The organism is Streptosporangium sp. H13245, assembly GCF_055690525.1.
Genome location: NZ_JBSZKT010000009.1, coordinates 166,230 through 190,675, shown reverse-complemented (window position 1 = coordinate 190,675; position 24,446 = coordinate 166,230). Strand labels below are relative to the sequence as shown.

Sequence of the window (24,446 nt, the reverse complement as noted above, 5' to 3'; positions counted from 1 at the left end):
TTCGCCCTCCCCAACGCGCGAACGGACCGTCAGGTTGAGACCAAAAACACCGGGGCCGTCGATCGGCGCCACCGAAGGTACGGCACCATATTGAAATGCCACGTCCCCTCAGCGAACTGCCCAAGGCTCACCTGCACCTGCACTTCACCGGCTCCATGCGGCACTCGACCCTCGTCGAGCTCGCCCGCGAGCACGGGTCACACCTTCCCGACGCGCTTGAGGAAGACTGGCCGCCCCAGCTGCGCGCGACCGACGAGCGGGGCTGGTTCCGCTTCCAGCGGCTGTACGACATCGCGCGCTCGGTGCTGCAGCGGGAGAGCGACGTCTACCGGCTGCTGCGCGAGGCTGCCGAGGACGAGGCCGCCGAGGGATCGGGCTGGCTGGAGATCCAGATCGACCCGTCCGGGTACGCGTCGAAGTTCGGCGGGCTCACCTCGGCCATGGAGCTGATGCTCGACGCGACGCGCAGGGCGGCGGACCACGCGGGGATAGGGATCGCCGTCGTGGTGGCCGCCAACCGTACCCGCCACCCTCTCGACGCCAAGACCCTCGCCCGCCTCGCCACGCACTACATGGACCAGGGGGTGGTCGGGTTCGGGCTCTCCAACGACGAGCGGCGCGGCCGGGCCCGCGACTTCGACGGGGCCTTCCGGCTGGCCAAGCGTGCCGGGCTGCTGGCCGTGCCGCACGGCGGGGAACTGCTGGGCGCGGCCAGCGTGGCCGAGTGCGTCGACGTGCTGGACGCCGACCGGGTCGGGCACGGGGTGCGGGCGGCCGAGTCGCCGAGGCTCATGGAGCGCCTCGCGGCGCGGGGGATCACGTGCGAGATCTGCCCGACGTCCAACGTCGGCCTCGGGGTGGCCGAGCGCGCCGAGGACGTACCGCTGCGGCGCCTGTTCGAGGCCGGGGTGCCGATCGCGCTGGGCGCCGACGACCCGCTGCTGTTCGGCGCCAGGCTGCTGCCCCAGTACGAGCTCGCCAGGCAGGTGTACGGCTTCTCCGACCCGGAGCTGGCCGAGCTGGCCCGCCAGTCGGTACGGGCGTCGGCGGCCCCGGAGGACGTGCGCAAGAAGCTCCTCCGGGGGATCGACGACTGGCTGGCGTCGGCGGACTAGAGACTCCGGGACCGGGTCCGGGTTCCGACTCCCGGTCCGGCACTCCGTGCGATGGCCCGGCCGTCACCGGGCCCGGCCGGTGTCAGCGGACCGAGCGGGCGATCTCCAGGGCGCGGCTGAGCTCGCCGAGGCCCTCCAGGCGCAGGCCGACCTGTCCCCGCTGCCAGATGAGGGTGGGCCCGGCCGGGCGGGGGCGTACCGCGGCCTCGCCGCCGCCCCTGGGCAGGTAGGTCAGACCATGATGGACCGGGATCCACTGCGCCTTCGCGGCGCCCACGGCGGTCTCGTCCGGCCAGGGCGGGCCCAGGTCCTTGCGGAAGACGAGCTGAAGGCTGCCGTCGTACTCGTCCAGCCTGAGACCGGGCCAGAACAGCGACACCACCCTGCCGCCGTCGCTCACCCTGACCTCGGTGGGATCACCGAGCGCGGCCGGGACGGAGATCGGGAACGCCACCTGTTCCCGTGCCTGTTCCAGGGTGACGCGCCGCTCGCCGGGCAGCGGCCGGGGCACCCCCGACGGCAGCGGTCCGGGGGCGCCGATCCTGAGCTCGACCCCCGCGAAGCGCAGGATCTCCGCGACCGCCGCCCTTCCCGCGGGTGTCGCCCCCAGGAACAGGGCGACGAGGATCGCGACGGCGGCGACCACCGCCCGCCGTCGTGCCCGCCCGCCGTCCCGCAGCGCCTCCCACGCGCGCCGGAGCGCTCCGGGACCGCCGGGGACGGCGGGCGCCTCGGGGGCGCGCGTCCCGGGCGCGGGACTTTCGGGGGCGGGTTGTGGTTCGAGACGGGCCCGTACGGCCCGCGCGACGTCGGCGGGAGGCGGGGACGGGACGTCGAGGGATTCGCCGAGGGCGAGGAGCCGGGCTTCGAGGTCGTCAGGTGCGGTCACGGGCCACCTCCTCGCGCAGACGGGCCAGGCCGCGGGAGGTCCGCGACTTGACGGTGCCGACGGGAAGGTCGAGCACCTGGGCGGTCTCGGCCTCCGACAGTTGCAGGAAGTACCGGCAGACCACGGTCTCGCGTTCCCGTTCGGGAAGCGTACGCACCGCGTCGAGGAGCCGCGCCCTCTGGTCGGTCGCGACCGCCGCCTCCTCGGGCCCCTCGCCCGGCGTGGGAACGGCCTCGGTGAGCCGCATGGTCAGCCTGTCCCGGCGTCCACGGGAGCGGGTCAGGTTGTGCGTCTCGTTGGCCACGATCCGCAGCAGCCAGGGGCGGAAGTGCGCGTCCCTGCGGAAGGAGGCCAGGTGGCGGTACGCCTTGACGAACGCCTCCTGGACCACGTCCTCGGCCTCGTCGGCGGCCCCGAGCATGGCCGCGGTGCGGTGCGCGAGCACGCTGTAGCGGGCGACCAGCACCTCATAGGCGTCCAGGTCACCGGCGAGCGATCGGGTGATCGCCTCCTCGTCGTCCGTTGGGGGCTCCTTCGCGGATGTCGTGAGAGATTCCACCGCATACGAGCCTTTTGCGGAAGCCCTCGTCCGCGAGCGTGACCGGGATTCTCACCGGTGTGTCCCCGTCAGGGGATGCGGACGCGTGGTCCGGAGTCCGGAAGACGTGGAGCCCGGAAGGAAGAGGGAGGCGGGCGGGATGCCCGAGTGAGGGACTCGGGCGAGAGCCGGGGATGGGCACCCTTGGTGGGCGCCGGGGCGGGTGCCTTCAGCAGCGAGTGCTTCGGTGAGAGCCGGGGGCTTTCAGTGAGGGCCAGGGCGAATACCTTCGATGGGGGTTGGGGGCCTTCCGTAGGAGCCGAAGGCTCAGTGGAGGGCGTAGGCGACCGCCGCGTCCGGGTCGGCCTCGTAGCCCTCTGCGAACGCCGCGTCGTAGGTCTCGTCGCCGAGCAGTTGCCTGGCCGTCCGTTCGGCGACGGTCCTCGGCTCGGACATGCCCTCCGAGCGGCAGCCCTGGAGCCCGAAGGTGGCCCACAGCCGTACCCCCGCCCCCTGGAGCCTGGCCGTGCGGCGGCCGTCGCCCTCGACCGCGGCGATCACCGCGAGCTGGTCGACCGCCTGCGCGACGCCGGTGGCGTCGCGCAGGCGCCACTTGACGTCGAGCGACTGGCGGGCGGCCTCCGCGGCCTCGGCCACCCGGCCGAGGCCCAGCTGGGCGATGGACAGGACGTAGTCGCCGCAGGCGCGGGCCCAGCGCTCGCCGCGCGCGTCGCAGAGCCGCTGCACCTCCTTGAGCACGGAGACGGCCCGGTCGAACTCGCCGCGCCAGGTGACCGCCATGGCCGCGGTCACCAGAGCGAGGGGCTCGCTGACGGTGGCGGCCTCGGCGCGGCGGAAGTACTCGCGGACGCGCTCGACGCGGGGTTCGACGTCCTCCAGGGCGCCGGAGCACAGGGAGCTGCTGGCCAGCCGGAGCTGGGCGTGCCCGGCCGCCGCGTAGTCGCCCCAGTCGAGGGCCGCGGACAGCGCCTCCTCCGCCCGGCGGCGGCCCACCTCCAGCTCTCCCTGGGCGATGGCCACGCAGCCGTCGGCCCACAGGAGCCGGGGCAGCCCGGGGTCGGTGACGGGGGCCGCCTCGATCGCCCGCCCCATGTGGTGGCGGCCCTCGTTCAGCCGGCCCAGGCAGAACCAGAGGATCCAGAGCGTTCCGGCGAGTTCGACGGACGTCGGGGAGGCGGGGTCGAGGGCGAGGCGGAGGTCGGTCATGGAGAAGGCGAGCCTGGCCGCCCACTCCTCCTGCCCGGGGCCGTACCAGTCGGCCTCGGCCCTGCGTGCCAGGTCGAGGTAGTGGTAGCGGTGCCGCTGCGCCAGCCTGGCCTCGTCGCCGAGCAGGGCGAGCCGCTCCCTGCCGTACTCCCTGACCGTGGCGGGCTGCCGGTAGCCGCCGGGCACCCGGACCAGCAGGAACCGCTTCGCCAGGCTCTCCAGCAGGCCCGGCACGTCGTCCAGCCGGTCGTCGCCGCACACCCACTCGGCGGCGGCCGTGTCGAAGCCCCCCGCGAAAACCGAGAGCCTGGCCCAGAGCAGGCGTTCCCCCGGGTCGCACAGCGCGTGGCTCCAGCTGATCGCGGCGCGCACGATCCGGTGGCGGGGGATCGGCACCAGGCCGCGGGGCACCTCGAAGTGTTTCTCCAGGTGGTCGGCGAGCCGTTCCACCGGCAGGGAGCCCAGCCATCCGGCGGCCAGCTCGACGGCGAGGGGTACGCCGTCCAGCCTCCGGCAGATCCTGGCCGAGGCCGCCATACCGGCCTCGGTCGTCTCCGGGCCGGGCACTGCGATCCCGGCCCGGTCGAGGAAGAGCCGCAGCGCGTCGTCCTCCCCCGGGCTCTCCGCCCACCGGGGTGTCTCGAAGGGCTCGACGGGGAGCAGCGCCTCCTGCGGCAGGCCGAGCGGCCGGCGGGAGGTCGCGATGATCCGTACGCCGGGTGCCGCCGCCAGGATCTCCGCGACGAGGCCCCGGCAGGCGGGCAGGAGGTGCTCGCAGGCGTCGAGGATCAGCAGGAGCCTCCTGCTCGCGAGGAACTCGACGAGCGTCTCCGTCTGCGACCGCGCGGACCGCTCGGTGAGGCCGAGGACGGCCGCGACCGTGTGGGCGAGCAGCTCGCCGTCGCGCTCGCCGGAGAGCTCCACCAGCCAGGTGCCGTCCGGGTAGCGCTCCTGCCAGTTCCGTGCGGCTTTGACCGCGATTCGTGACTTGCCGATGCCGCCGACACCGGTGACCGTGGTCAGCGGTGTGTCGGCCAGGAGCTTCAGCAGCCGCCGTACCTCGCCCTCCCTGCCGATGAAGCCGTTCGTCTCCGCGGGGAGGTTCCCGCGCCACCATCGGGTCTGTTCCATCGATTCGTGCTCCTTTTCTCCACTCCCCGGGAATCGCACCCTTTCCAAATCACGAACCGGCCGGACCGCCATTCCCCAGGGGGGTTTCCTTGTCCTCCGGTGCAAATCTCACCGCCGGGTCGAGGTCGAACTTCCTCCATACGGCGTGAGGCGTGGAAATGCTGGTGCTTTATGGCTGATTCGGCGGAGCCGGTAATCGGGGTCCGGCGCGGGGGCCGCCCGTGCCCGTCGCGGGGCGAAGACACCGGCCGTGGGGCGTTTGAGGGGCCGCCGCGAGGGAAGCGCCACTAGACTCTGGCTGTCCCTGGCCGTGGCCTCGCCCCGGCCTTTCCGTAAGCGAGCTGGACGGAACCGCATGTCTGGGTATGACCGCGTAGTGCAACCCGCGGCCGGTGACGAGGCCCTGGAGAACCACCTTGGTGGGGACGAGGCCAAGAACTACCGGCAGTACGAGCTCGACATGGTCGCCCCGCACGTGGGCCGGTCCATGCTGGAGATCGGCTCCGGGCTCGGCCACTTCGCCGAGTCCTTCCTGCCCCGTCTCGACCGGCTGGTGGTCAGCGACTTCGACCCCTACTGCGTGGAGCAGCTGGAGAAGCGCTTCGAGGGGCGCGACGACATCGACGTGCTCCAGTTCGGCCTGCCGACCGAGATCCCGATCGGTGAGAAGGTCGACACCGTCGTGATGATGAACGTCCTGGAGCACATCGAGGACGACGTCGAGGCCCTGCGCTCGCTCGCCAGGGTCACCCTCCCCGGCGGCCGGATCGTCATCTGGGTGCCCGGCTACATGCAGCTGTACGGAGACTTCGACCGCAAGGTCGGCCACGTCACCCGCTACACCCCCGCCACCCTGCGCAGCACGGTCTCCAAGGCGGGCCTGGACATCGACGTGCTCAAGCCGATCAACTTCCTGGGCGGCATCGCCTGGTGGGCCGCCGTCCGCCGCGGGGGCGTCGGCTACCCCGACCCCCGCCTGGTCAAGATCTACGACCGTACGGTGGTGCCGCTGACCCGCCTCATCGAGCGCTTCGTCCGCCCGCCGTTCGGGCAGACCGTCTTCTGCGTCGCCCGCGTGCCCAAGTAGCCCGCCCCGAGAAAAACCTCCGCGCGGTGTCGTTCCCGGCCTTCCGGGAGCGGCACCGCGCGCGGCTTTTCCGTGCTCTCCCCGTGTTTCTTCGGTGCTCTCATGGAATTCCCAGGATCCTCCTCAAAAGATCACAGGCCGGGACGATTGCCTGATCGACGTCTCCCCCTCGGGAGGCGTTCCCGGAAGGACCACCATGAAGAGGAAACTGGCACTCGGCGCCGCGGCCATTACGGCGTCGATCATGCTGACCGGTTCCACCGCCTGGGCGACCGACACGACCGCCCCGGTGCCGACCGGCGTGACCGCCATCGCCGACCAGCTGCTCAAGGCCGACTCCACGCTTCACGGGCCGAGGCTGCGCTCCCACTACAGCCTGTGGGTGGTCGGCGTCCACGGACGGGCCACCGTCAGGGACAAGAAGTCGTTCATCGACTACACCTGGCAGCGGGGTGTGATCACCGCCAAGGGCGAGAACAAGCTGACCGTCAAGAGCAAGGACGGTCTCGTCTGGAACTGGAACCTCGACACCTCCACGAGGATCCGCAGGCTCGGCGTCCGCGCCGACCTCACCAAGCTGGTCGTCGGCGACGGGGTGTTCGTGATCGGCGTCCCCACCTCGACCGACCCGACGGCCGCCGCGGTGTTCGTACCGCGTAACCGCGCCCTCCTGGACCCGCCGGCCACCACCCCGGGGAGCTGACCGGCCACCCGGAGGCCCGGCGGAAGCTGACCGTGAAGCGGTGGGATCACCGAGATGCGCCGGAATTCCACCGCTTCGCGGCGGCCTCCCATTAAGGATTAACAGCTACGAACTGGTACGAAGCACGGATTAGTAGGCAAGAATGGGGCCTCCATGAATGAGCGCACCATCCTCGTCGTCGAGGACGACCCCAACATCCGTGACATCGTCGAGGTCGCCCTGCGCTTCCACGGCTTCGGGGTGACGGGCGTGGCGACCGGCGGGGAGGCCCTCGCCGCGGTGGAGGGCGATCCCCCCGCGCTGATCGTGCTCGACGTGATGCTCCCCGACGTCGACGGTTTCGAGGTGTGCCGCAGGATCAGGGGCGCGGGCCTGCACACCCCGGTGATCTTCCTGACGGCCAGGGACACCTCCACCGACACCGTGCGCGGCCTCACCCTGGGCGGCGACGACTACGTCACCAAGCCCTTCTCCGTCGAGGCCCTCGTCGCCCGCGTGCGGGCGGTGCTCCGCAGGACGGCCGTCTCCGACGCCCCGGGCGGGACGCTACGGGTCGCGGACCTGGAGCTGGACGAGTCACGCTGGGAGGCGCGGCGGGCCGGGGTCGCGCTGGACCTCTCCCCCACCGAGTTCCGGCTGCTCGCCTTCCTGATGGAACACCCCGGCCTGGTCCTGACGAAGCGCCAGCTGCTGGAACACGTCTGGGGCTACGGGGGTTCGTCACAGGTCGTCGAGACGTACATCTCCTACCTGCGCCGCAAGCTCGACCCGCTCGGCCCGCCGCTGATCCACACCCAGCGCGGGGTCGGTTACGCGCTGCGCCCGCCCCAGGGCACCTGATGTCGCTCAGGGCACGGCTGCTCGCGGGCCTGCTCGCGGTGAGCACGGTCCTGCTGGTGATGCTGTCCATCGTGAGCGTCCTCGTCCTGCGCGGGCACCTGATGGAGAGGCTCGACGGGCAGCTGCGGGCGGCCACCACGACCGCCGCCAAGCGGATCGTCGCCGCCCCCGGCGGCCAGCTCGCGCAGACCCTGACCGGGTCCACCTACGCCGTCGCCGTGCTGAACCTCAACACGGGCCGGGCCAGGCTCGTCAACGGGGACGCGCCCGCCGCCACGACCGTACCGGGGCTGGTGGAGGGGCTCGGTGTCGCCCGGCTGAGGGCCCAGGCCGAGAGCGGGGAGGCGTTCTCCCTCGACGCGGAGGGCGACCAGAGCATGATCGCGCGGGTGGCCGAGGCGAGGCAGGGCAACCGGCTGGTGGTCGTCGCCGTCCCGCTGGAGTCCGTCGAGGCCCCGATCCGGCAGCTCGTCATCGCCGAGCTGCTCACCGGCGGCGCGCTGATCCTGGTGCTGGCGCTCGCGGGCCGCGCCCTGATCACCAGGGGCCTGTCGCCGCTGGCCAGGATCGCCGGGGCGGCGTACCACATGGCCGGGGAGGGCGACCTGTCGGTCCGCATGCCCGAGGGGCCCTCGGAGGTCGGGCGGATCGGCACGGCCATAAACCTGCTGCTCGACCGGATCGCGGGCGCCTTCAGGGACCGGTGGGCGTCGGAGGAACGCGTCCGCCGCTTCGCCGCGGACGCCTCGCACGAGCTGCGGACCCCGCTGTCCACCATCCGGGGGTACGCCGAGCTCTACCGGACCGGGGCGCTGCGCGCCGAGGACCTGCCCAGGATCATGGGCAGGATCGAGGACGAGGCCACCCGGATGGGTGATCTCGTCAGCCAGATGCTCGACCTCGCCCGCCTGGACAGGAACGCCGGGCTCCAGCCCGCGGAGACCGACCTGGCCTCGGTGGCGCGCGACGTGAGCGCGGACTGCACGGCCATCGAACCGGACTCGCTGATCGTCGTCGACGCCCCGGAGTCGCTGACCGTCGTCGCCGACGAGGCCAGGATCCGGCAGGTCCTGGTCAACCTCCTGGCGAACGTACGGGCGCACACGCCCGCCGGGACCACGGCCACCGTACGGGTCACGCGGCGGCCACACGGCGGCGCGCTGATCGAGGTCTCCGACGACGGCCCGGGGATGTCCGCCGAGCAGGTGGACAGGGCCTTCGACCGCTTCCACCGGGGCGGGGAACGGCTGCCCGACGGCGCCGGGCTGGGGCTGTCGATCGTCAAGGCGATCACCGACGCGCACGGCGGCGGCTGCTGGATCACCTCGGTTCCCGGGGAGGGCACCCGCGTGCACGTCGAGCTCCCCGAGCGTCCGGCCCCGGCGGGACCGGCCGGTTTCGCCGCCTGAGCCCTTCGCCGTCTGAAGTCCTTCTGGACCCCTTCACCACCTGAGCCTGCTCACCCACCCGAGCCCGTTCACCGCCCGGGTCCGGATGGGATCGGCTGTTTCGCCAGGTGGTCAGCACCGGGCTCGGCGGGCCGACGGGGGCCGGTGGCGGTGGCGGATAAATGGGTTGCGCGCCGTCGCGGGGGCGCCGTAGGTTCGTCCACATGTGGATTAACTCCTAAGAGCCGGCGTCGATCAGCCCTCGCTGATCCGCCCGCACTCAGCCCTCTGGCCCCGTTCGTCTGACGCGGCAGCTGAGTTTTCCGACCCGGGATCGCGCCGCGTCGTCACATTCCTCAAGGAGTCCCATATGCGAATTCACATTGCCCAGAAGTCCGCTCAGAAGCGTGGCGGGAAGTCCACGACGGCCAAGCCCGCCAAGCCCCGCACCCCGCTTCCCGAGCACGTCGTGCCCGCCGCGCCCCGGCACGTGCCGATGCCCCCGATGCCGATGAGGCCGACCCAGCAGCCGCGCCGGATCCCCGGCAAGGGCGGTCGCTGACCCGCCTCAGCGAAAGCCCCGGCCCTGGAAGTCCAGGGCCGGGGCTCGGGGCCCGGGGTTTTCCACCCCCGTGAACACCTCAGGCCACCGGTGTCACAGACGCTCGATGATCGTGACGTTGGCCTGGCCGCCGCCCTCGCACATCGTCTGCAGCCCGTACCGCCCGCCGGTCCGCTCCAGCTCGTGCAGGAGCTTGGTCATCAGGATCGCGCCGGTGCCGCCCAGCGGGTGGCCCAGGGCGATCGCGCCGCCGTTCGGGTTGACCTTGGCCGGGTCGGCGCCCAGGTCGTTGATCCAGGCCAGCGGGACGGGGGCGAACGCCTCGTTGATCTCGGTGACGTCGATGTCCTCGATGGACAGGCCCGCCCTCTTCAGGGCCTTCCGCGTCGCCGGGATCGGCGCGGTCAGCATGTAGACCGGGTCGTCGCCGGTGAGCGCCAGGGTGACGACGCGCGCCCTGGGGGTCAGGTTGTGGTCGCGGACGGCCTGCTCGGAGGCGATCAGGAGCGCTCCCGAGCCGTCGGAGATCTGCGAGGAGGTGGCGGCTGTGATCATGCCGTCCTCCTTCAGCGTCTTCAGCGACGCCATCTTCTCCAGCGTGGTGTCCGGGCGCGGGCCCTCGTCGTCCTCGACACCGTTGATCGGGGCGATCTGGTCCCTGAAGTAGCCGTTCGCGACGGCCTTCGAGGCCCGCTGGTGGCTCTCGTACGCGAACAGCTCCAGCTCCTCGCGCTTGAGGCCCCACTTCTGGCACATGAGTTCCGCGCCGCGGAACTGGGAGATCTCCTGCTTTCCGTACCGTTCCACCCACTTCTCCCCGAAGGGGAAGGGCATGCCCTTCTCCAGGGCGGTGGTGATGCTCGACCCCATGGGGACGATGCTCATGGATTCCACTCCGGCGGCCACGACGAGGTCCTGGGTGCCGGAGAGCACGCCCTGGGCCGCGAAGTGGATCGACTGCTGGGAGGAGCCGCACTGGCGGTCGATGGTCACCCCGGCGACGTTCTCCGGGAGGCCCGCCGACAGCCACGCGTTGCGCGCGATGTCCATGCTCTGCGGGCCGAACTGCATGACACAGCCCATGATCACGTCTTCGACCGCGGCCGGGTCGACGCCCGTACGCTCGATGAGCGCGCCGAGGGTGTGCGCGGCCAGGTCGGTGGGGTGGACGGTGGACAGACCGCCCTTCTTCTTGCCGACGGGGGTGCGGACCGCCCCGACGATGTACGCCTCTGCCACAGTGCCTCCTGCTTGCGGAACCGAGCTGCCTGCGAAACCGAGCAATGTTCGGTTAGTAGGAGGTTACAACAGAACCTTTGTCCGCGCCCTGGAGGGAGCCGCCCGCGCGACGGCGAGGATGATCGCGCTTTTCACGAAAAATCGCGAAAAATCGTGGAAAAGCGGTGCCGCTCAGGCCTTCTTGGTGCTCGTCATGGTCGCGTAGGCGATGACGTTGTCGGTGTAGTGGCCGGTCGCGCGGTTGTAGACGCCGCCGCACGTGATCAGGTGCAGCTGCGGGGTCGGCGACCTGCCGTACACCCGCTGGGTTGGGAAGACCGACTTGTCCGCCTGCTCCAGCCCGCCGACGGTGTAGACGGCGATGATCCCGTCCTTGCGGTGCACCTCGATGACGTCGCCGTTGCGGATCTCGTCGAGGCGGCTGAACACCGCGGTCCCCGAGCGGGTGTCCTTGTGCCCGAGCATGATCGCGGGGCCCGCCTCGCCGGGGGTGGGTCCCGAGCGGTACCAGCCGACCAGGTTCGGGTTGCCGACCGGCGGCACCTCGATGGCGCCCTTCCTGTCGAGCCCGACGGACCTGACCGGCGCGCTGACCCCGAGCCTCGGGATGACCAGGCGTACCGGGGACGAGGGCTGCATGGCCGGGGCCGCGGGCAGGCTGGGCAGCGGCGGCGGCACGGTCGGGGGTGCCTGGAAGTAGGGGTTCGCCGGTGCCGCGGCCGCCAGGTCCCGGGGCGGCAGCGTGGTGCGCTGGTCGGCCAGGCCGTACTCCTCGGGCGCGGCCAGCATGTAGAGCAGGCCCACCAGCACCGTGACCACCCCGGCGATCCCCGCCAGGATGAGCACCGACCGCATCATCCGGCCGCCGCCGAGAGGCTCCTGCCCCGGCGGCCACTGCTGCTCGTACGGCCCGCCGTACGGCTGCTGGTGGTGGCCCTGCTGCGGGTACGGCGGCTGGACCGGGACCGGCCGGTAGTGGGGCACCGGCCCCTGGGGAGGCCCGGGAGGCGGCCAGCCGCCCGGGGGTGGGGTGGTCATCCGGCCACCCCGATCAGCCGCGACCGGCGGTGCGACGCCGCAGCATGAGCCCGCCGATCCCGGCGAGCGCCACCATCAGCGCACCGCTGAACATGATCATCCGAGCGTCGGGCCCGGCGTCACCGCCGCCACCCGTGGAGGCCGCGCCCTTGGGGGTCTCGTCGATCTGCTCGTCGGGGTTGGGGTCGGGCGTCGAGGGGGCGGTCTTGGTCCGGGTGACGGTGAGGGTCGGCGTGGGGGTCGTGGTGGCCGAGTCGGTCGGGGTCGCCGAGGGCGAGGCCGACGGCGACGGGCTGTTCGACTGGCTGGGCGTGCCCGTTCCCACGGTCACCCGCAGCGCGGCGGCGGAGGCCTGGGCGGGGTCGGGAAGGGTGCAGTCGAGGAGTTCGGACTCGCCCGCGGCGCCCGTCCCCGCGCCGGTCGCCAGGAGCAGGGTGAACGCGTCGGGCTGGAAGGCGACGACCCCGGTCGCGAGGGGGGTCACCGTGACGACCAGGGGAGGCGCGGTGATCGGCTGCCCGGCGATCGGGGGGGCGGCGGTGATCAGGACCTGGTGGAGCGCGCTGGGGCTCGCCAGGACGCTCGAAGGACTCGCGTTGATCTGCAGTTCCGCGTCGGCGACGAGGCTCGCGCTCGCCGCGACGGACGCGGACGGGGTGAGGGAGGGAAGCGTGGGAGAGGCGACCGGCGCGCCGATCTTCCAGGTCGCCACGAGGGGGGAGTTCGTCACCCCCGCCGTCGGGCCGGTGAGGTCCATCTGGAACGTGTACGTCGCCGACGGCGACACCGCGCCGGCGAGCGTGCAGGTGTAGGCGACCGGCTTGGGAGCGGCGTAAATGGAGGCGATCGCGGGGAACGCACCGAAGATGCCTGCGCCCGCCGTAGCGATCACGGCTGTCTTGACCGCGACGCGCAGCCGCGTCTTGGACTTCAGCACAGTTTCTCCTCGTTCCGGGTTGATCGATCGGCACACCGGCCGCCGAGGCTTACAGATTGTGGTCAAGGTTCGGCATAGATCCTACGAACAGAGACCGGGACACGCGAGCGAGTCGGCTAAACGGACACAAATTCCCATCTATCCCACAGCAAACGACACCGTACATCGGTAAAGCGCCCGGTGGGGAGGTCGGGTGGGCTCCAGCCGGACGCCGGACGGGACGGACCGGCCTCCCGGGGCCGGATCGGAGGGCCCGCCGCGCCCCCGGCCGACCGGCGAACCGGTGATCGGGTATCGGCAATCAGAGCCTGGATATAGAGAAAAAACCAGGTCAAGACTGGTGATAACGGGTCTGAAGATCACCATCCATGGAGTCCCATCGGGCAGGCTGGAACCTCGGTGGGTCCAATTCGGACGCTCCGAATATCCACATGGGTTGCTGAAATATTTCGTCGATACGGACATGGTGATCATCGGCCCGCACGCCCTCGCCCCGTCCGGCCGCGAGCCCCTCCCGGGACTCTCTCCCCGCGGACGGACCGGCGGTCTCCCCCGAGATTTCCCCACCGGAAGGATTGAGATGAGCACGCCGGTCACATCGCAGGCGCGTGGCGGGCAGGTGCCCCGCCGGCGGATCCCGGCGAGATGGATCGCCGTCGCCCTCGCGGTGGCCCTCCTGGCGGCCATCGGGCTCAGCACCCGGTACCGCTCGGCGGAGTCGGTCGCGGCGTCGGGTCCCCGGCGGTTCGACCCGGCCGCGTACGGGGCGCGGACGTACCAGGACAAGGTCGTGCCCGCGATCGAGAGGAAGGCCGTCGAGCTGCCCGTACTGGTGAAGGCCATGAACGCCGACATGGAGGGGGCCGGGAAGCAGTACGGCATCCGGCAGGGCAACGGCCCCTACGCCTTCGCGGTCAAGGGCACCGGAACGGCCGGGGCGGTGAGGTCGGGGCTGATGCCCGTGACCGCGCCCTGGCTGCCCCCCGGCACCCGGGTGTCGCTGCAGGTCGGCCCGGTCATCAACGGCACGGCACTGCGGGACTCGGTGGGGTTCATCACCTTTGAGCAGTTCCTCGACCAGGTGGAGTACGCCGACGCCGCCACCGCGCTGAACGACCAGATGCGGGAGAAGCTGCTCAAGCACCTGGACGCGCCGAGGCTGAGGGGCAAGAAGATCTCCTTCGTCGGGGCCTTCAGCTTCCTCACCCCCTCCGTCGTGACCATCACCCCGGTCTCGATCAAGGAGATTTCGTGAAGAACCCGGCCGTCAACGTCCTGAGCGCCCGCGACGTCACCAAGGTGTACGGGGACACCCCCGCCCTCAGGGGGGTCGACTTCGACGTCGCCGCCGGACGGGTGACCGCGCTGTTCGGTGAGAACGGAGCCGGAAAGTCGGCCCTGATGAGGATCCTCTCCGGGATCGAGCACCCCACCACCGGCCATGTCGAGCTCGACGGCGAGCCCGTCAGGTTCGTGTCGCCCCGCGACGCCGCCGACCGGGGGGTCTCGATCGTCCACCAGGGGCTCAGCCTCTGCCCCAACCTGAGCATCCAGGACAACCTGTTCCTGGCCAGGGAGATCTGCGGCGGCCCCTGGGTGATCGACCGCTCGTCCCAGCGGGCCACCACCGCGGCGATCCTGCACAGCCTGGAGGAATATCTCGATCCCAACCTGCTGGTCGGTGACCTGACGCCGGGCGAGCAGCAGATCGTCGAGATCTCGCGGGCACTCCTCCAGGAGGCCCGGGTGCTGATCATGGACGAGCCCACCTCGGCGCTCACCGCCCCGGAGATCGAGGTCCTGTTCCGGGTCCTCAAGGAGCTGACCGCGAACGGGGTGGCGGTCGTCTACGTCTCCGCGCACCTGGAGGAGGCGCTGAGGATCGCCGACGACGTCGTCGTCCTGCGTGACGGGCGGCTGGTCGCCACGGCGGACGCCGGGGACGTCGGCGTCCGGTGGATCGTGGAGCGGATGACCGACCGCGACCAGGACGACCTGTTCCCGCGCCACGTCCCGGTCACCGGGGAGGAGGTGCTGGCCCTGCGCGGCCTCGTGGTGGCCGACCCGGCCAACCCCGGCCGTCTCGCGATCGACGACCTCTCCCTGACCGTCAGGGAGGGCGAGATCGTGGGGATCTACGGCCTGACGGGCTCGGGACGCACCGAGCTGCTGGAGGCGCTCGCCGGCCGGATCCCCGCGCAGTCGGGCGAGATCCTGCTCTCCGGCACCCCGCTGGGGCACGCGGGGATCCGCGACCGCATCGGCCGGGGCTTGGTCCTGGTCCCCGCGAACCGGCGGCGCGACGGCCTCGTCCAGACGATGTCGGTCGGGGAGAACCTCTCCCTGGCCGGGCTGGGCGCCTTCGTCCGGCGGCTGCTGCTCTCCCGAGGCCGCGAGCGGGACGCCGTCAACCAGATGATCACCGGCATCACCGTAGGGAGGGACGGCACGGAGGCGCCCGTCGCGTCACTGAGCGAGGGCGACCAGCAGAAGGTGGTCATCGGCAGGGCGCTGCTGACCACCCCCCGCGTCCTCCTGCTGGACGAGCCCTCGCGCGGCGTCGGCACCGGCGCCAGGGCGGACATCTTCGAGCTCGTGGCGGCCCGGGCGGAGCGCGGCCTGGCCGTGGTCTTCACCACGTCGGACGCCGAGGAGGCCCTGCGCGTCCCCGACCGGCTGCTGGTGCTCACCCACGGGATCCTCGCCGGCGAGTTCCGGCGTGGCGCGATAACCCGGGAGGAACTGATGAGGGTGTCGGACGGCACCGCCGACGACACCAACGGCACCGACGGCACCGGCGAGGAGGAGGTGGGGTGATACCTCGGGAAACGTCCCCCGCACCGGCGTCGCCCGGCCACTCCCCGCCGGAGGGGGCCGTGGCCGAGGCACGCCGCTTGTCGCTGGTGAACAGCCTGTTCGAGCTGCGGGCGCTCATCGCGCTCGCGGCCGTGGTCGTGGTCTTCGGCCTGCTGTCGGAGACCTTCCTCACCCCGCCGAACCTCGTCACGATGACCAAGCACGTCGCGATCAACGCGGTGATCGCGCTCGGCATGCTGCTGGTCATCCTCAAGGGCGGCATCGACCTGTCGGTGGGCTCGATCATCGGGCTCTCCGGGGTCGTCGCGGGCGAGTTACTTGAGGGTCTCGACCTCGGGTTCGCCGACGCGGTCGCCTACCCGCCCGTGTGGGGCGTGATCGTGCTCTGCGTCGCGGCCGGCATGCTCGTCGGCCTGGTGAACGGCATCGTCATCACCCGCTTCAACGTGGCGCCGTTCATCGCGACGTTCGGCATGCTGTACGTGGCGCGGGGGGTCGCGCTGCTGATCTCCGGCGGCTCGACCTACCCCAACCTGAACGGCAGCCCCGAGCTCGGCAACACCGGCTTCGAGCTCCTCGGCAACGGGCGCCCGCTCGGCGTCCCGACGGCCATCTGGATCATGATCTTCCTCGCCGTCGCCGTCACGCTGGTGCTCACCAGGACGCCGTTCGGGCGGTGGCTGTACGCCGCGGGCGGCAACGAGCGGGCCGCGGAGCTCTCCGGGGTCCCGGTCGAGCGCGTCAAGACGGCCGTGTACGTGATCTCCGGTGCCTGCGCCGCGGTCGCCGGTCTCGTCATCGCCTCCGAGCTGACCTCGGCGACCCCGCTGGCCGGTGAGATGTACGAGCTCAACGCGATCACCGCGGTGATCCTCGGCGGCGCCGCGCTGAGCGGGGGACGCGGCACGGTACGGGGCACCCTCATCGGGGCCTTCTTCGTCGGCTTCCTCTCCGACGGCCTGATGCTCATGGGCGTGTCGACGTTCTGGCAGGTCATCGTCAAGGGGGCCGTGCTCGTGCTCGCCGTGATGCTGGACCAGGGGCAGCGGCGGTTCCAGCGGCGCGGGGCCACCGTGTCGGCGATGGCCGCGGGCAGGCGGCCCGGCTGACCCCGGCCGGACGCCCATGTTCCCGCTCGCCGGTACGGAGGGGATCCGGGCCGGTACGCTCGGTGTCCGGCCACGGGTGAGGCTTCGCCCGGTCGCGGTGGATGGCGGGTGTCTGACGAGGAGGCGGTGCATGGTCGTCCCCGAGCCTGGACGGGTCCGGGGCTCCGGCCGCGCGGCGGCCACCGACCATCTGCGCCTGCTGGCACAGGTGGCCCGGATGTACCACGAGCGGGGCATGCGGCAGCCCGAGATCGCCGAGGCTCTCCGCGTCTCGCAGCCGCGCGTCTCCCGCCTGCTCAAGGAGGCCGCCATCCGGGGCATCGTCCGCACCCTCGTGGTCCTCCCCGAGGGGGTGCACGTCGAGCTCGAAGAGGAGCTCCAGCGCCGCTACTCCCTGCGGGACGCCGTGGTGGTCGACGCCCGCGGGGCCCGCGACGACGTGGTGCCCGCCCTGGCCCCGGCCGCCGCCTCCTACTTCGACACCACCTTCAGGGGCGGGGACGTCATCGGCGTCTCCCCCTGGAGCGAGACCCTGCTGGCGGCCGTCGACCTCATGCGTCCCCGGAGCACCCGGGTCGCCGACCGCGTCGTGCAGGTCGCCGGAGGGCCGGACGGCCCCGAGGCGCGGATCCACGCCACCCGGCTGATCGGCCGTCTCGCCGAGGTCACCCGCGCCAGGCCCGTCCTCGTCCCCTCCCCCGGGGTCGCCGCCACGCCGGGGGCCCGCGACGCGCTGCTGCGGGACCCGGCCGTCGCGGAGGTGACGGCGCAGTGGCGGGAGCTGACCGTCGTGCTGGTCGGCATCGGAGGCCTGGAGTCGTCCCCGCTCGGCCGCGCCGACCGGGAGGAGCTCCGCTCCCTGGGCGCCGTCGGCGACGTGTGCCTGCGCTTCTTCGACGCCGGGGGCGACCCGGTCGGCTCGGCCTTCGACCGGCGGGTCGTCGGGATAGGCGCCGACGCCTTCCGCGCCGTCGGGCACCGGGTGGCCGTCGCCGGTGGCGAGCGGAAACACCCCGCGATCAGGGCCGCCCTGCGGGGCGGGTGGGTCAACGTGCTGATCACCGACCTGGACGCCGCGCGGCGCCTGCTCGCCGAAGCCCCCTGATCCCGGCCCCCGGCCGGTCTTGGCGCCTCTTTAACACCCTCGTGATTCTCGAAGCCGCAGGATTGCCGCTTCTTTTGGATTTTCAGATTAAGAGGAAATCCACCCCTCATGAGGGAATTGACAGGATAAACACATGGCAGTCGAAGCGTTCAGCAGCGATATCACGCTGCGCATCAACGGTGCCGACCACTCCGTCTCCCTGGACAACCGGGTGACCCTCCTGGACGCGCTACGGGAGCATCTCGGGCTCACCGGGACGAAGAAGGGGTGCGACCACGGGCAGTGCGGCGCGTGCACGGTCCTGCTGGACGGCCGCCGGGTGAACAGTTGCCTGACGCTCGCCGTCACGGCCGCCGGGCAGGAGATCGTCACCATCGAGGGGGTGGCTGGCCTGACCCGCACGGACGACCTGCACCCCGTGCAGCGGGCGTTCCTCGATCACGACGGCCTCCAGTGCGGCTACTGCACACCGGGCCAGATCTGCTCGGCCATCGGCGCGCTCGACGAGGCGGGACGGGGCTGGCCGAGCCACGTCACCGAGGACGTCGCCTCGGGCGTCACCCTGGACGCCGAGGAGGTCCGCGAGCGGATGAGCGGCAACCTCTGCCGCTGCGGGGCGTACGCCGGAATCGTCGAAGCCGTCCTCGACGCGGCCGGTGGGGAAGGCCAGGAGCCGGTTCTCGCCGGGCGGGGTCCCAGGGGTACGCGATGAGGCCCTTCACCTACGAGCGCGCCACCGACCCCGGTGCCGCCGCCACCGCCCTCCTCGACGGCACCGACGCGATGTTCCTGGCCGGCGGCACCAACCTCGTGGACCTGATGAAGCTCGGCGTGGCCAGGCCGGCGAAGCTGGTGGACGTCACGCGGCTGCCGTACGACCGGATCGAGCACCGGGCCGACGGGAGCGTGCTCATCGGCGCGATGGTCCGCAACAGCGACCTGTCCGGCGACCGGGGCATCAGGGAGCGTTTCCCCGCGATCTCCCAGGCGGTGCTGGCCGGGGCCTCGGGACAGCTGCGGTCGATGGCCACCACCGGCGGGAACCTGCTGCAGCGCACGCGCTGCCCGTACTTCCAGGACGTCACCAAGCCGTGCAACAAGCGCGATCCGGGTACCGGCTGCTCGGCGATCGGCGGCGCCCACCGCGACCTGGGGGTGATCGGCACCTCCGCCGCGTGCGTGGCCACCCACCCCTCCGACATGGCGGTGGCGATGGCCGCCCTCGACGCCGTGGTGCACATCAGGCTCGCGGGAGGCGACGAGCGGGCGGTGCCGCTCTCCCGCTTCTACCTGCTGCCCGGCGACACCCCGGACCGGGAGACGGTGCTGGAGCCCGGCGACCTGATCACCGGGGTCGAGCTGCCCCCGCCCCCGGACGGCGCGGCCATGCTGTACCGCAAGATCCGCGACCGCTGGTCCTACGCGTTCGCGGTGGTCTCGGTCGCGGCGGTGGTCGCGACGGAGCCCGGCGGTTCGCTGCGGGAGATCCGGCTGGCGCTGGGCGGGGTGGCCCCCGTGCCGTGGCGGGCCCGGGAGGCCGAGGGGATGCTGGCCGGGCACAGGCCGACCAGGGCGCTGCTGCTGGCGGCCTCGGAGGCGGAGTTCGTGGCGGCGCGCCCCCTCCCTCGGAACGAGTTCAAGATCGGGCTCGCCGGGGACCTGATCGCGGCGAGCGTACGCGACCTCACGAAACCGACGGGACCCACGGGGTCCACGGGGTCCACGGGGTCCACGGGGTCCACGGGGAACTTCACACGGGAGGAGCGGGGATGACCACGCTCGACAAGGTGGTGGGCGGGGCACCGGCCAGGATCGAGGGACGCGACAAGGTCACCGGCGCGGCCCGCTACGCGTACGAGTACCCCGTACCGGAAGCCGTCTACGCCTGGCCGGTGCAGTCCACGATCGTCAGGGGACGGGTGCGCGCCGTCCACGCCGCCGCCGCGCTGGCCATGCCGGGGGTGATCGCCGTGCTGGACAGCGGCAACGTCTACCGGCTGCGCCCCGTGCAGGACGCCGAGCTGGCCGTCCTGCAGTCGGCCGACGTCGCCTACCGGGGGCAGATCGTCGCCGCCGTGGTCGCGAGCACCCTGGAGGCGGCCTGCGAGGCGGCGTCGGCGGTCCGCGTGGAATACGAGGTGGAGGACGGGGGGCGGGAGGAGCACGACGTCGTGCTGGATCCCGGCGACCCTCGGGTCTTCTCGCCACGGAAGGCCAACGCGGGCTTCGCGGGGACGGTCGACTGGGGGGACGCAGAGAGCGCCCTCACGTCGGCGCAGGTCGGCGTGGACGCCGTGTACACGACCTCGACCCAGCACGCCAGCCCGATGGAGCCGCACGCCACGATCGCGTTCTGGGAGGGCGAGAACCTGACGCTCTACAACGCCGACCAGGCGCCGTGGATGTCGGCGACCGCGATCGCCGAGCTGTTCGGCCTTCCCGAGAACGCGGTGAGCGTCGTCGCGGACCACGTCGGCGGCGGTTTCGGGTCGAAGGCCGTGCCGCGCCCGCCGACCGTGCTGGCCGCGCTCGCCGCCCGGGCCGTCAGGCGGCCGGTCAAGGTGGCGATGACCCGGCAGCAGATGTTCGCGCTCGTCAGCTACCGGACGCCCACCGTGCAGCGCGTACGCCTGGGGGCCGGGCGGGACGGCAGGCTGACCTCGGTGTGGCACGACGCGGTCCAGCAGAGCTCCAAGCTCGTCGAGTACACCGAGCAGACGGTCGCGGCCAGCCGCATGATGTACGCGACGCCCAACAGCCACACCGCCCACCGGCTGCTGCGGCTGGACGTGCCGACCCCCTCGTGGATGCGCGCCCCCGGCGAGGCCCCGGGGATGTTCGCCCTGGAGTCGGCGATGGACGAGCTGGCGTACGCCCTCGGGATGGATCCCGTCGAGCTGCGGATCGTGAACGAGCCTCCGGCCGACCCCGAGTCTGGTCTCCCGTTCAGCAGCCGCAACCTGGTCGCCTGCCTGCGCGAGGGGGCGGCGCGCTTCGGCTGGGCCGGGCGCGACCCCACGCCGGGTGTCCGCGAGGACGGCCACCGGCTCGTCGGGACCGGTGTCGCGTCGTCGACCTACCCCGTCTTCAGCATGGCCTCCACCGCGACCGCCTACGCCGAGCCCGCGGGCCGGTTCGTGGTCGAGATCGCCGCGGTCGACATCGGCACCGGGGCCCGCACCGCGCTGACCCAGGTGGCCGCCGACGAGCTCGGCGTGCCGATGGACCGGGTCACGGTCAGGGTGGGCCGCAGCGTCTTCGGTCCCGCGCCGTTCGCCGGGGGTTCCATGGGCACCTCCTCGTGGAGCTGGGCGGTGAGCAAGGCGTGCCGCGCGCTGGTCAAGGAGCTCGACGAGCGGTCCGGGGTGGTCCCCCCGGAGGGGCTGGGGGTGCGGGCGGACACCACCGAGGACCTCGCCGCCTGGAGGCGCCTCTCACGCCACTCGTTCGGGGCGCAGTTCGCCGAGGTCACGGTGGACGTCGACACCGGGCAGGTCCGTGTCGAGCGGCTGCTGGGGGTCTTCGCGGCCGGACGGATCGTCAACGCCAGGACGGCGCGCTCGCAGTTCCTCGGCGGCATGACGATGGGGATCTCCATGGCCCTGCACGAGGCCCTGGAGGTGGATCCCCGGTTCGGCGACTTCGTCAACCACGACCTGGCCGGGTACCACATCGCGGCGAACGCCGACGTCCGCGGGATCGAGGCCCACTGGATCGACGAGCAGGACGACGAACTCAACCCGGTCGGGGTCAAGGGCATCGGCGAGGTGGGGATCGTCGGCACCGCCGCGGCGATCGCCAACGCCGTCTTCCACGCGACCGGTTTCCGGCAGCGCGACCTGCCGATCACCCTCGACCGGGTACGGGCGGCCATGCGCGCCGGTTGACGGGTTGGCGGGACGCCTCCACACGGGCCGGTCCCCCTCGGGCCGGTCCCACGTGGACCGGCTCTTCTCGGGCCCGTTCAGCTCAAGCCGGTCCCACGCGGGCCGTTTCGCTCAGACCGGCTCCACGTGAACCGCCTCAGGCCGGGCGGATGGCGCGGACCGTGGCGGTCGTGATCGGGAGATCGAACTCGCCGCCCGCGGTCTCGGGGGTGGAGCGCAGGTAACCGGCGACCCGGTCCGTGAGGACGGTCCGCTCGGCCTCGGAGAGGGTCAGCACGTGCGAGTGCGTACGGATCGTCGCCACCATCGACTCCACGGTACGGCGCTGGCTGTGCGGGAACCGGGCGTACTCGATCACCGGGAAGAGCGGCCCCTCCCTGAGGATCGACTCGGGCCGCCACCGGCGGAACGACACCGGGCTCCGTGAGACCTCCTTCAGGCCGTTCACCCAGGGAACCTCGTCGTCGTCGAGGTTCCACAGGCCCGCCAGCACCCCGCCGGGGGCCAGCACCCGCACCATCTCGGGCAGTGCCCGATCGAGGTCGAACCAGTGCAGTGCCTGTCCGACGAAGACCGCGTCGACCGACCCGTCCGGCAGCGGGATCTCCTCCGCCGTACCCGCCATCGTCCGGGCGCCGGGCAGCAGGCGGCGGAGCTCGCCGAGCATGGCCGGGTCGGGTTCCACCGCGACGACGTCGGCGACGTAGCGCAGCAGCACGGTGGTCAGCTTCCCGGTCCCCGCCGCCAGGTCGAGGACGCGCAGCGGCTCGCGCCCGCGTACCGGCTCCAGCGCCCACAGCACGGCGTCGTCGGGGTAGTCGGGCCGCTCCCGCGCGTACGCCTCCGCCTCGCTGCCGAACGAGGAGGCCCGCATCGCGAGAACCTCGGGATCGACGTCCCGGAAAGGAGATGAACCGTTCACAGATCCACGGTAGCCCCGGGGCGCCGGGCCGCCGGGACCGGGTGACCGTCCGCGCGACACGGCGCCGGTCCCGGTGACATCCGGGGTGGCGCTCAGCCTCCGCCGCGCAGCCGGTCCCGCAGGGCGCACGCCAGACCGGGGTCGTCGGCGATGACTCCGTCCACATTGAGCCTGTACAGGCGCTTCAGCCACCTCTTCACCGCTTCGGTGGCACGCCCGCCGGAGGCGTCGCCCCCGAGGTTCGCCCGGAGCCGCGCGGCGAGCCTGCGAACCGTCGTGGCGTGGACGAGGAGCCCCTCCCGCTGGGCGTTCCTGACGAGCTCGGCGGGCGACACCGATCTCCCGTCGAGACCCCCGGGATCGCCGGGACCGATCCGCTTGGTGACCAGGCCGATGCCGTCGACGTACTTGGCGACCTCCCGCAACCCCTCCGGGGTGACCATGTCGTCGTAGGTGAGCGGGTCACCCGTGCTCGCGAGGTCGTACGGGGCGCCGGTCGCGCCGACGAACTGGATGAGCCGCAGCCGCGTGAGGGGGCGCAGCCGCCTGAGGTTCCCGGCCTCGAAGGACTGGATGAACGCCGGGTCCCGCTCGTCGTCCCAGCCGTACCGCGCGAGGGTCTCCAGCAGCGGCTCCTCCAGCGGCAGCCCGATCGAGGCGAAGTAGGTGGGGAACTTGGTCTCGGCGTAGACGCCCACCCCGTGTTTCTGCGCGAGCTGGATCACCTCGTCGAGCGTCGGGATGCGCTCTATCCCGTCGTACGCGGTGTTGTCCCGCCGTTCCCTGGGGAAGCGTTCCCTGGCGCGGAGGGTACGCAGCTCCTCCAGGGTGAAATCCTCGGTGAACCAGCCCGTGTGCCGGACGCCGTTGATGACCTTGGACGTCATGCGGTCGGCGAACTCGGGATGTCTGGCGATGTCCGTGGTCGCCGAGAGCTCGTTCTCGTGCCGCGCGACCAGTACGTGGTCCTTGGTGGAGACGAGGTCGGGCTCGATGTAGTCGGCGCCCATCGAGATGGCGACCGTGTAGGCGAGAAGCGTGTGCTCGGGCCGGAAGGCACTGGCTCCGCGATGCGCGATGACGATCGGCGCGACCTCGTGGCGGCCGAAATGCCTGGCCTCGGGGTTCGCCGGACGCCCGGCCGCGGAGGTCACGGACCGCTCCGCCGCGGAACCCGCGGAACCTGCGGAACCCGTGGACCGCTGGGCCGTGGAATCACCGGATCGCTCGTGCGCGGGGCTCACGGATCGCGTGCCCGTCGAATCGGCGTGGTGCAGGGCACCGACGGCGGCCATCCCTATGAATACGGCCAGCACACCGGCCCGCGCCTTGCTCACCTGCGTACACCCCTCGCTCCGGTTCAGCGGGGGAGACACATTCGCATAAACGGCTATACCCGTACCGGACATGCGATTAACGATCAGAAGCGATTCTCGCTGAGATAACGCCACATGACCGTCTCCTAGGGCATTTCCCTAGATGTATCCCGATGTTGCAGGGCACAAAAAAAGAGCGAGCGATTAATCACTCGCTCCTCGGCGAAGAGCGGGAAAACACGGGTCAATTGACGGCCGGGGTTCCCCACCCCCGGCGTCGGCCCCAAGCCGCCGCACGGCCCCGAACAACAGGCCGACACCCACCCCGGACACCGAACCGGCGCTTACCTCAAGGCGTTTCCCGTCCTCGGGCCGCCGCGCGGGCTCCAGCCGACGGCCCGGCACCTCGCGCCCCTCGGCACCGCACCCACCTCGGACGACGAAGCAGCGGGGTCACGCGCCGGATCGACACCGCACCGGCTCCCGGCGCCGAATCGGTGTCATTAATGCCATAGACATCGCCGATGCCACCGATGTCACCTACGTCGCCGGATCACCGCTCGCGCCCGCCTCTCCGGCCCTGTCCGTGCCGGTGT

At 71.9% G+C, this 24,446-nt stretch carries 21 protein-coding genes; 13 read left to right on the top strand and 8 right to left on the bottom strand.

Annotated elements, in window-relative coordinates:
* The first annotated feature begins 95 nt into the window (after window positions 1–95).
* Complete coding sequence (locus ACW9TB_RS17725; RefSeq protein ID WP_472749126.1) at window positions 96–1,115, top strand: adenosine deaminase; 1,020 nt, start codon at window positions 96–98, stop codon at window positions 1,113–1,115.
* Between the two features lie 82 nt (window positions 1,116–1,197).
* On the opposite strand, the gene ACW9TB_RS17720 is transcribed toward ACW9TB_RS17725, so the two are convergent.
* The 3 genes from ACW9TB_RS17720 to ACW9TB_RS17710 all read right to left on the bottom strand — a co-directional run bounded on the left by ACW9TB_RS17720 (window position 1,198) and on the right by ACW9TB_RS17710 (window position 4,900).
* Complete coding sequence (locus ACW9TB_RS17720) at window positions 1,198–2,004, bottom strand: hypothetical protein (RefSeq protein WP_472749125.1); 807 nt, start codon at window positions 2,002–2,004, stop codon at window positions 1,198–1,200.
* Window positions 1,991–2,563, bottom strand: coding sequence for an RNA polymerase sigma factor (locus tag ACW9TB_RS17715; protein WP_472749124.1), 573 nt, complete (start codon window positions 2,561–2,563; stop codon window positions 1,991–1,993). The genes ACW9TB_RS17720 and ACW9TB_RS17715 overlap by 14 nt, the downstream gene beginning before the upstream one ends.
* A 306-nt stretch (window positions 2,564–2,869) precedes the next feature.
* Window positions 2,870–4,900, bottom strand: coding sequence for an ATP-binding protein (locus ACW9TB_RS17710; protein WP_472749123.1), 2,031 nt, complete (start codon window positions 4,898–4,900; stop codon window positions 2,870–2,872).
* 376 nt (window positions 4,901–5,276) lie between these two features.
* Between ACW9TB_RS17710 and ACW9TB_RS17705 the strand changes: the two genes are divergently transcribed.
* The 5 genes from ACW9TB_RS17705 (at window position 5,277) to ACW9TB_RS17685 (ending at window position 9,480) form a co-directional block, all read left to right on the top strand.
* Window positions 5,277–5,987, top strand: a complete 711-nt coding sequence (locus ACW9TB_RS17705) for a class I SAM-dependent methyltransferase (protein ID WP_472749122.1) — start codon at window positions 5,277–5,279, stop codon at window positions 5,985–5,987.
* Between the two features lie 196 nt (window positions 5,988–6,183).
* On the top strand, window positions 6,184–6,690 hold the full coding sequence (locus ACW9TB_RS17700) for a hypothetical protein (protein ID WP_472749121.1): 507 nt from the start codon (window positions 6,184–6,186) through the stop codon (window positions 6,688–6,690).
* A 153-nt stretch (window positions 6,691–6,843) separates the two neighbouring features.
* Window positions 6,844–7,530, top strand: coding sequence for a response regulator transcription factor (locus ACW9TB_RS17695; RefSeq protein ID WP_472749120.1), 687 nt, complete (start codon window positions 6,844–6,846; stop codon window positions 7,528–7,530).
* Entirely contained in the window at window positions 7,530–8,939 is a 1,410-nt protein-coding gene (locus ACW9TB_RS17690) for a sensor histidine kinase (protein WP_472749119.1), read from the top strand. Before ACW9TB_RS17695 ends, ACW9TB_RS17690 begins: the two co-directional genes overlap by 1 nt.
* Before the next feature lie 349 nt (window positions 8,940–9,288).
* On the top strand, window positions 9,289–9,480 hold the full coding sequence (locus ACW9TB_RS17685) for a hypothetical protein (RefSeq protein ID WP_472749118.1): 192 nt from the start codon (window positions 9,289–9,291) through the stop codon (window positions 9,478–9,480).
* A 93-nt stretch (window positions 9,481–9,573) separates the two neighbouring features.
* Here the strand turns inward: ACW9TB_RS17685 and ACW9TB_RS17680 are convergent, their stop codons facing one another.
* From ACW9TB_RS17680 to ACW9TB_RS17670, 3 genes are all read right to left on the bottom strand, one after another.
* Entirely contained in the window at window positions 9,574–10,719 is a 1,146-nt protein-coding gene (locus ACW9TB_RS17680) for an acetyl-CoA C-acetyltransferase (RefSeq protein ID WP_472749117.1), read from the bottom strand.
* Between the two features lie 171 nt (window positions 10,720–10,890).
* Window positions 10,891–11,757, bottom strand: coding sequence for a class F sortase (locus ACW9TB_RS17675; RefSeq protein ID WP_472749116.1), 867 nt, complete (start codon window positions 11,755–11,757; stop codon window positions 10,891–10,893).
* 13 nt (window positions 11,758–11,770) lie between these two features.
* Window positions 11,771–12,694, bottom strand: coding sequence for a hypothetical protein (locus ACW9TB_RS17670; RefSeq protein WP_472749115.1), 924 nt, complete (start codon window positions 12,692–12,694; stop codon window positions 11,771–11,773).
* Window positions 12,695–13,274: 580 nt separating this feature from the next.
* On the opposite strand from ACW9TB_RS17670, the gene ACW9TB_RS17665 reads away from it, so the two are divergent.
* The 7 genes from ACW9TB_RS17665 (at window position 13,275) to ACW9TB_RS17635 (ending at window position 21,612) form a co-directional block, all read left to right on the top strand.
* A complete protein-coding gene (locus tag ACW9TB_RS17665) occupies window positions 13,275–13,949 on the top strand; it encodes a DUF2291 family protein (RefSeq protein ID WP_472749114.1) in 675 nt (224 codons plus the stop codon).
* Window positions 13,946–15,511, top strand: coding sequence for a sugar ABC transporter ATP-binding protein (locus ACW9TB_RS17660; protein WP_472749113.1), 1,566 nt, complete (start codon window positions 13,946–13,948; stop codon window positions 15,509–15,511). The genes ACW9TB_RS17665 and ACW9TB_RS17660 overlap by 4 nt, the downstream gene beginning before the upstream one ends.
* On the top strand, window positions 15,508–16,620 hold the full coding sequence (locus tag ACW9TB_RS17655) for an ABC transporter permease (protein WP_472749112.1): 1,113 nt from the start codon (window positions 15,508–15,510) through the stop codon (window positions 16,618–16,620). Before ACW9TB_RS17660 ends, ACW9TB_RS17655 begins: the two co-directional genes overlap by 4 nt.
* Before the next feature lie 130 nt (window positions 16,621–16,750).
* Entirely contained in the window at window positions 16,751–17,725 is a 975-nt protein-coding gene (locus ACW9TB_RS17650) for a sugar-binding transcriptional regulator (RefSeq protein WP_472749111.1), read from the top strand.
* A 133-nt stretch (window positions 17,726–17,858) separates the two neighbouring features.
* Complete coding sequence (locus tag ACW9TB_RS17645; protein ID WP_472749110.1) at window positions 17,859–18,437, top strand: 2Fe-2S iron-sulfur cluster-binding protein; 579 nt, start codon at window positions 17,859–17,861, stop codon at window positions 18,435–18,437.
* Window positions 18,434–19,498, top strand: a complete 1,065-nt coding sequence (locus tag ACW9TB_RS17640) for an FAD binding domain-containing protein (RefSeq protein WP_472749109.1) — start codon at window positions 18,434–18,436, stop codon at window positions 19,496–19,498. Before ACW9TB_RS17645 ends, ACW9TB_RS17640 begins: the two co-directional genes overlap by 4 nt.
* Entirely contained in the window at window positions 19,495–21,612 is a 2,118-nt protein-coding gene (locus ACW9TB_RS17635) for a xanthine dehydrogenase family protein molybdopterin-binding subunit (RefSeq protein ID WP_472749108.1), read from the top strand. Before ACW9TB_RS17640 ends, ACW9TB_RS17635 begins: the two co-directional genes overlap by 4 nt.
* Before the next feature lie 136 nt (window positions 21,613–21,748).
* Here the strand turns inward: ACW9TB_RS17635 and ACW9TB_RS17630 are convergent, their stop codons facing one another.
* Together ACW9TB_RS17630 and ACW9TB_RS17625 are read right to left on the bottom strand one after the other, a co-directional pair.
* Window positions 21,749–22,534, bottom strand: coding sequence for a class I SAM-dependent methyltransferase (locus ACW9TB_RS17630; RefSeq protein ID WP_472749107.1), 786 nt, complete (start codon window positions 22,532–22,534; stop codon window positions 21,749–21,751).
* A 92-nt stretch (window positions 22,535–22,626) separates the two neighbouring features.
* Window positions 22,627–23,688: a glycerophosphodiester phosphodiesterase family protein gene (locus ACW9TB_RS17625; protein ID WP_472749106.1), complete on the bottom strand. Its 1,062-nt coding sequence runs from the start codon at window positions 23,686–23,688 to the stop codon at window positions 22,627–22,629.
* Between the last annotated feature and the right edge of the window lie 758 nt (window positions 23,689–24,446).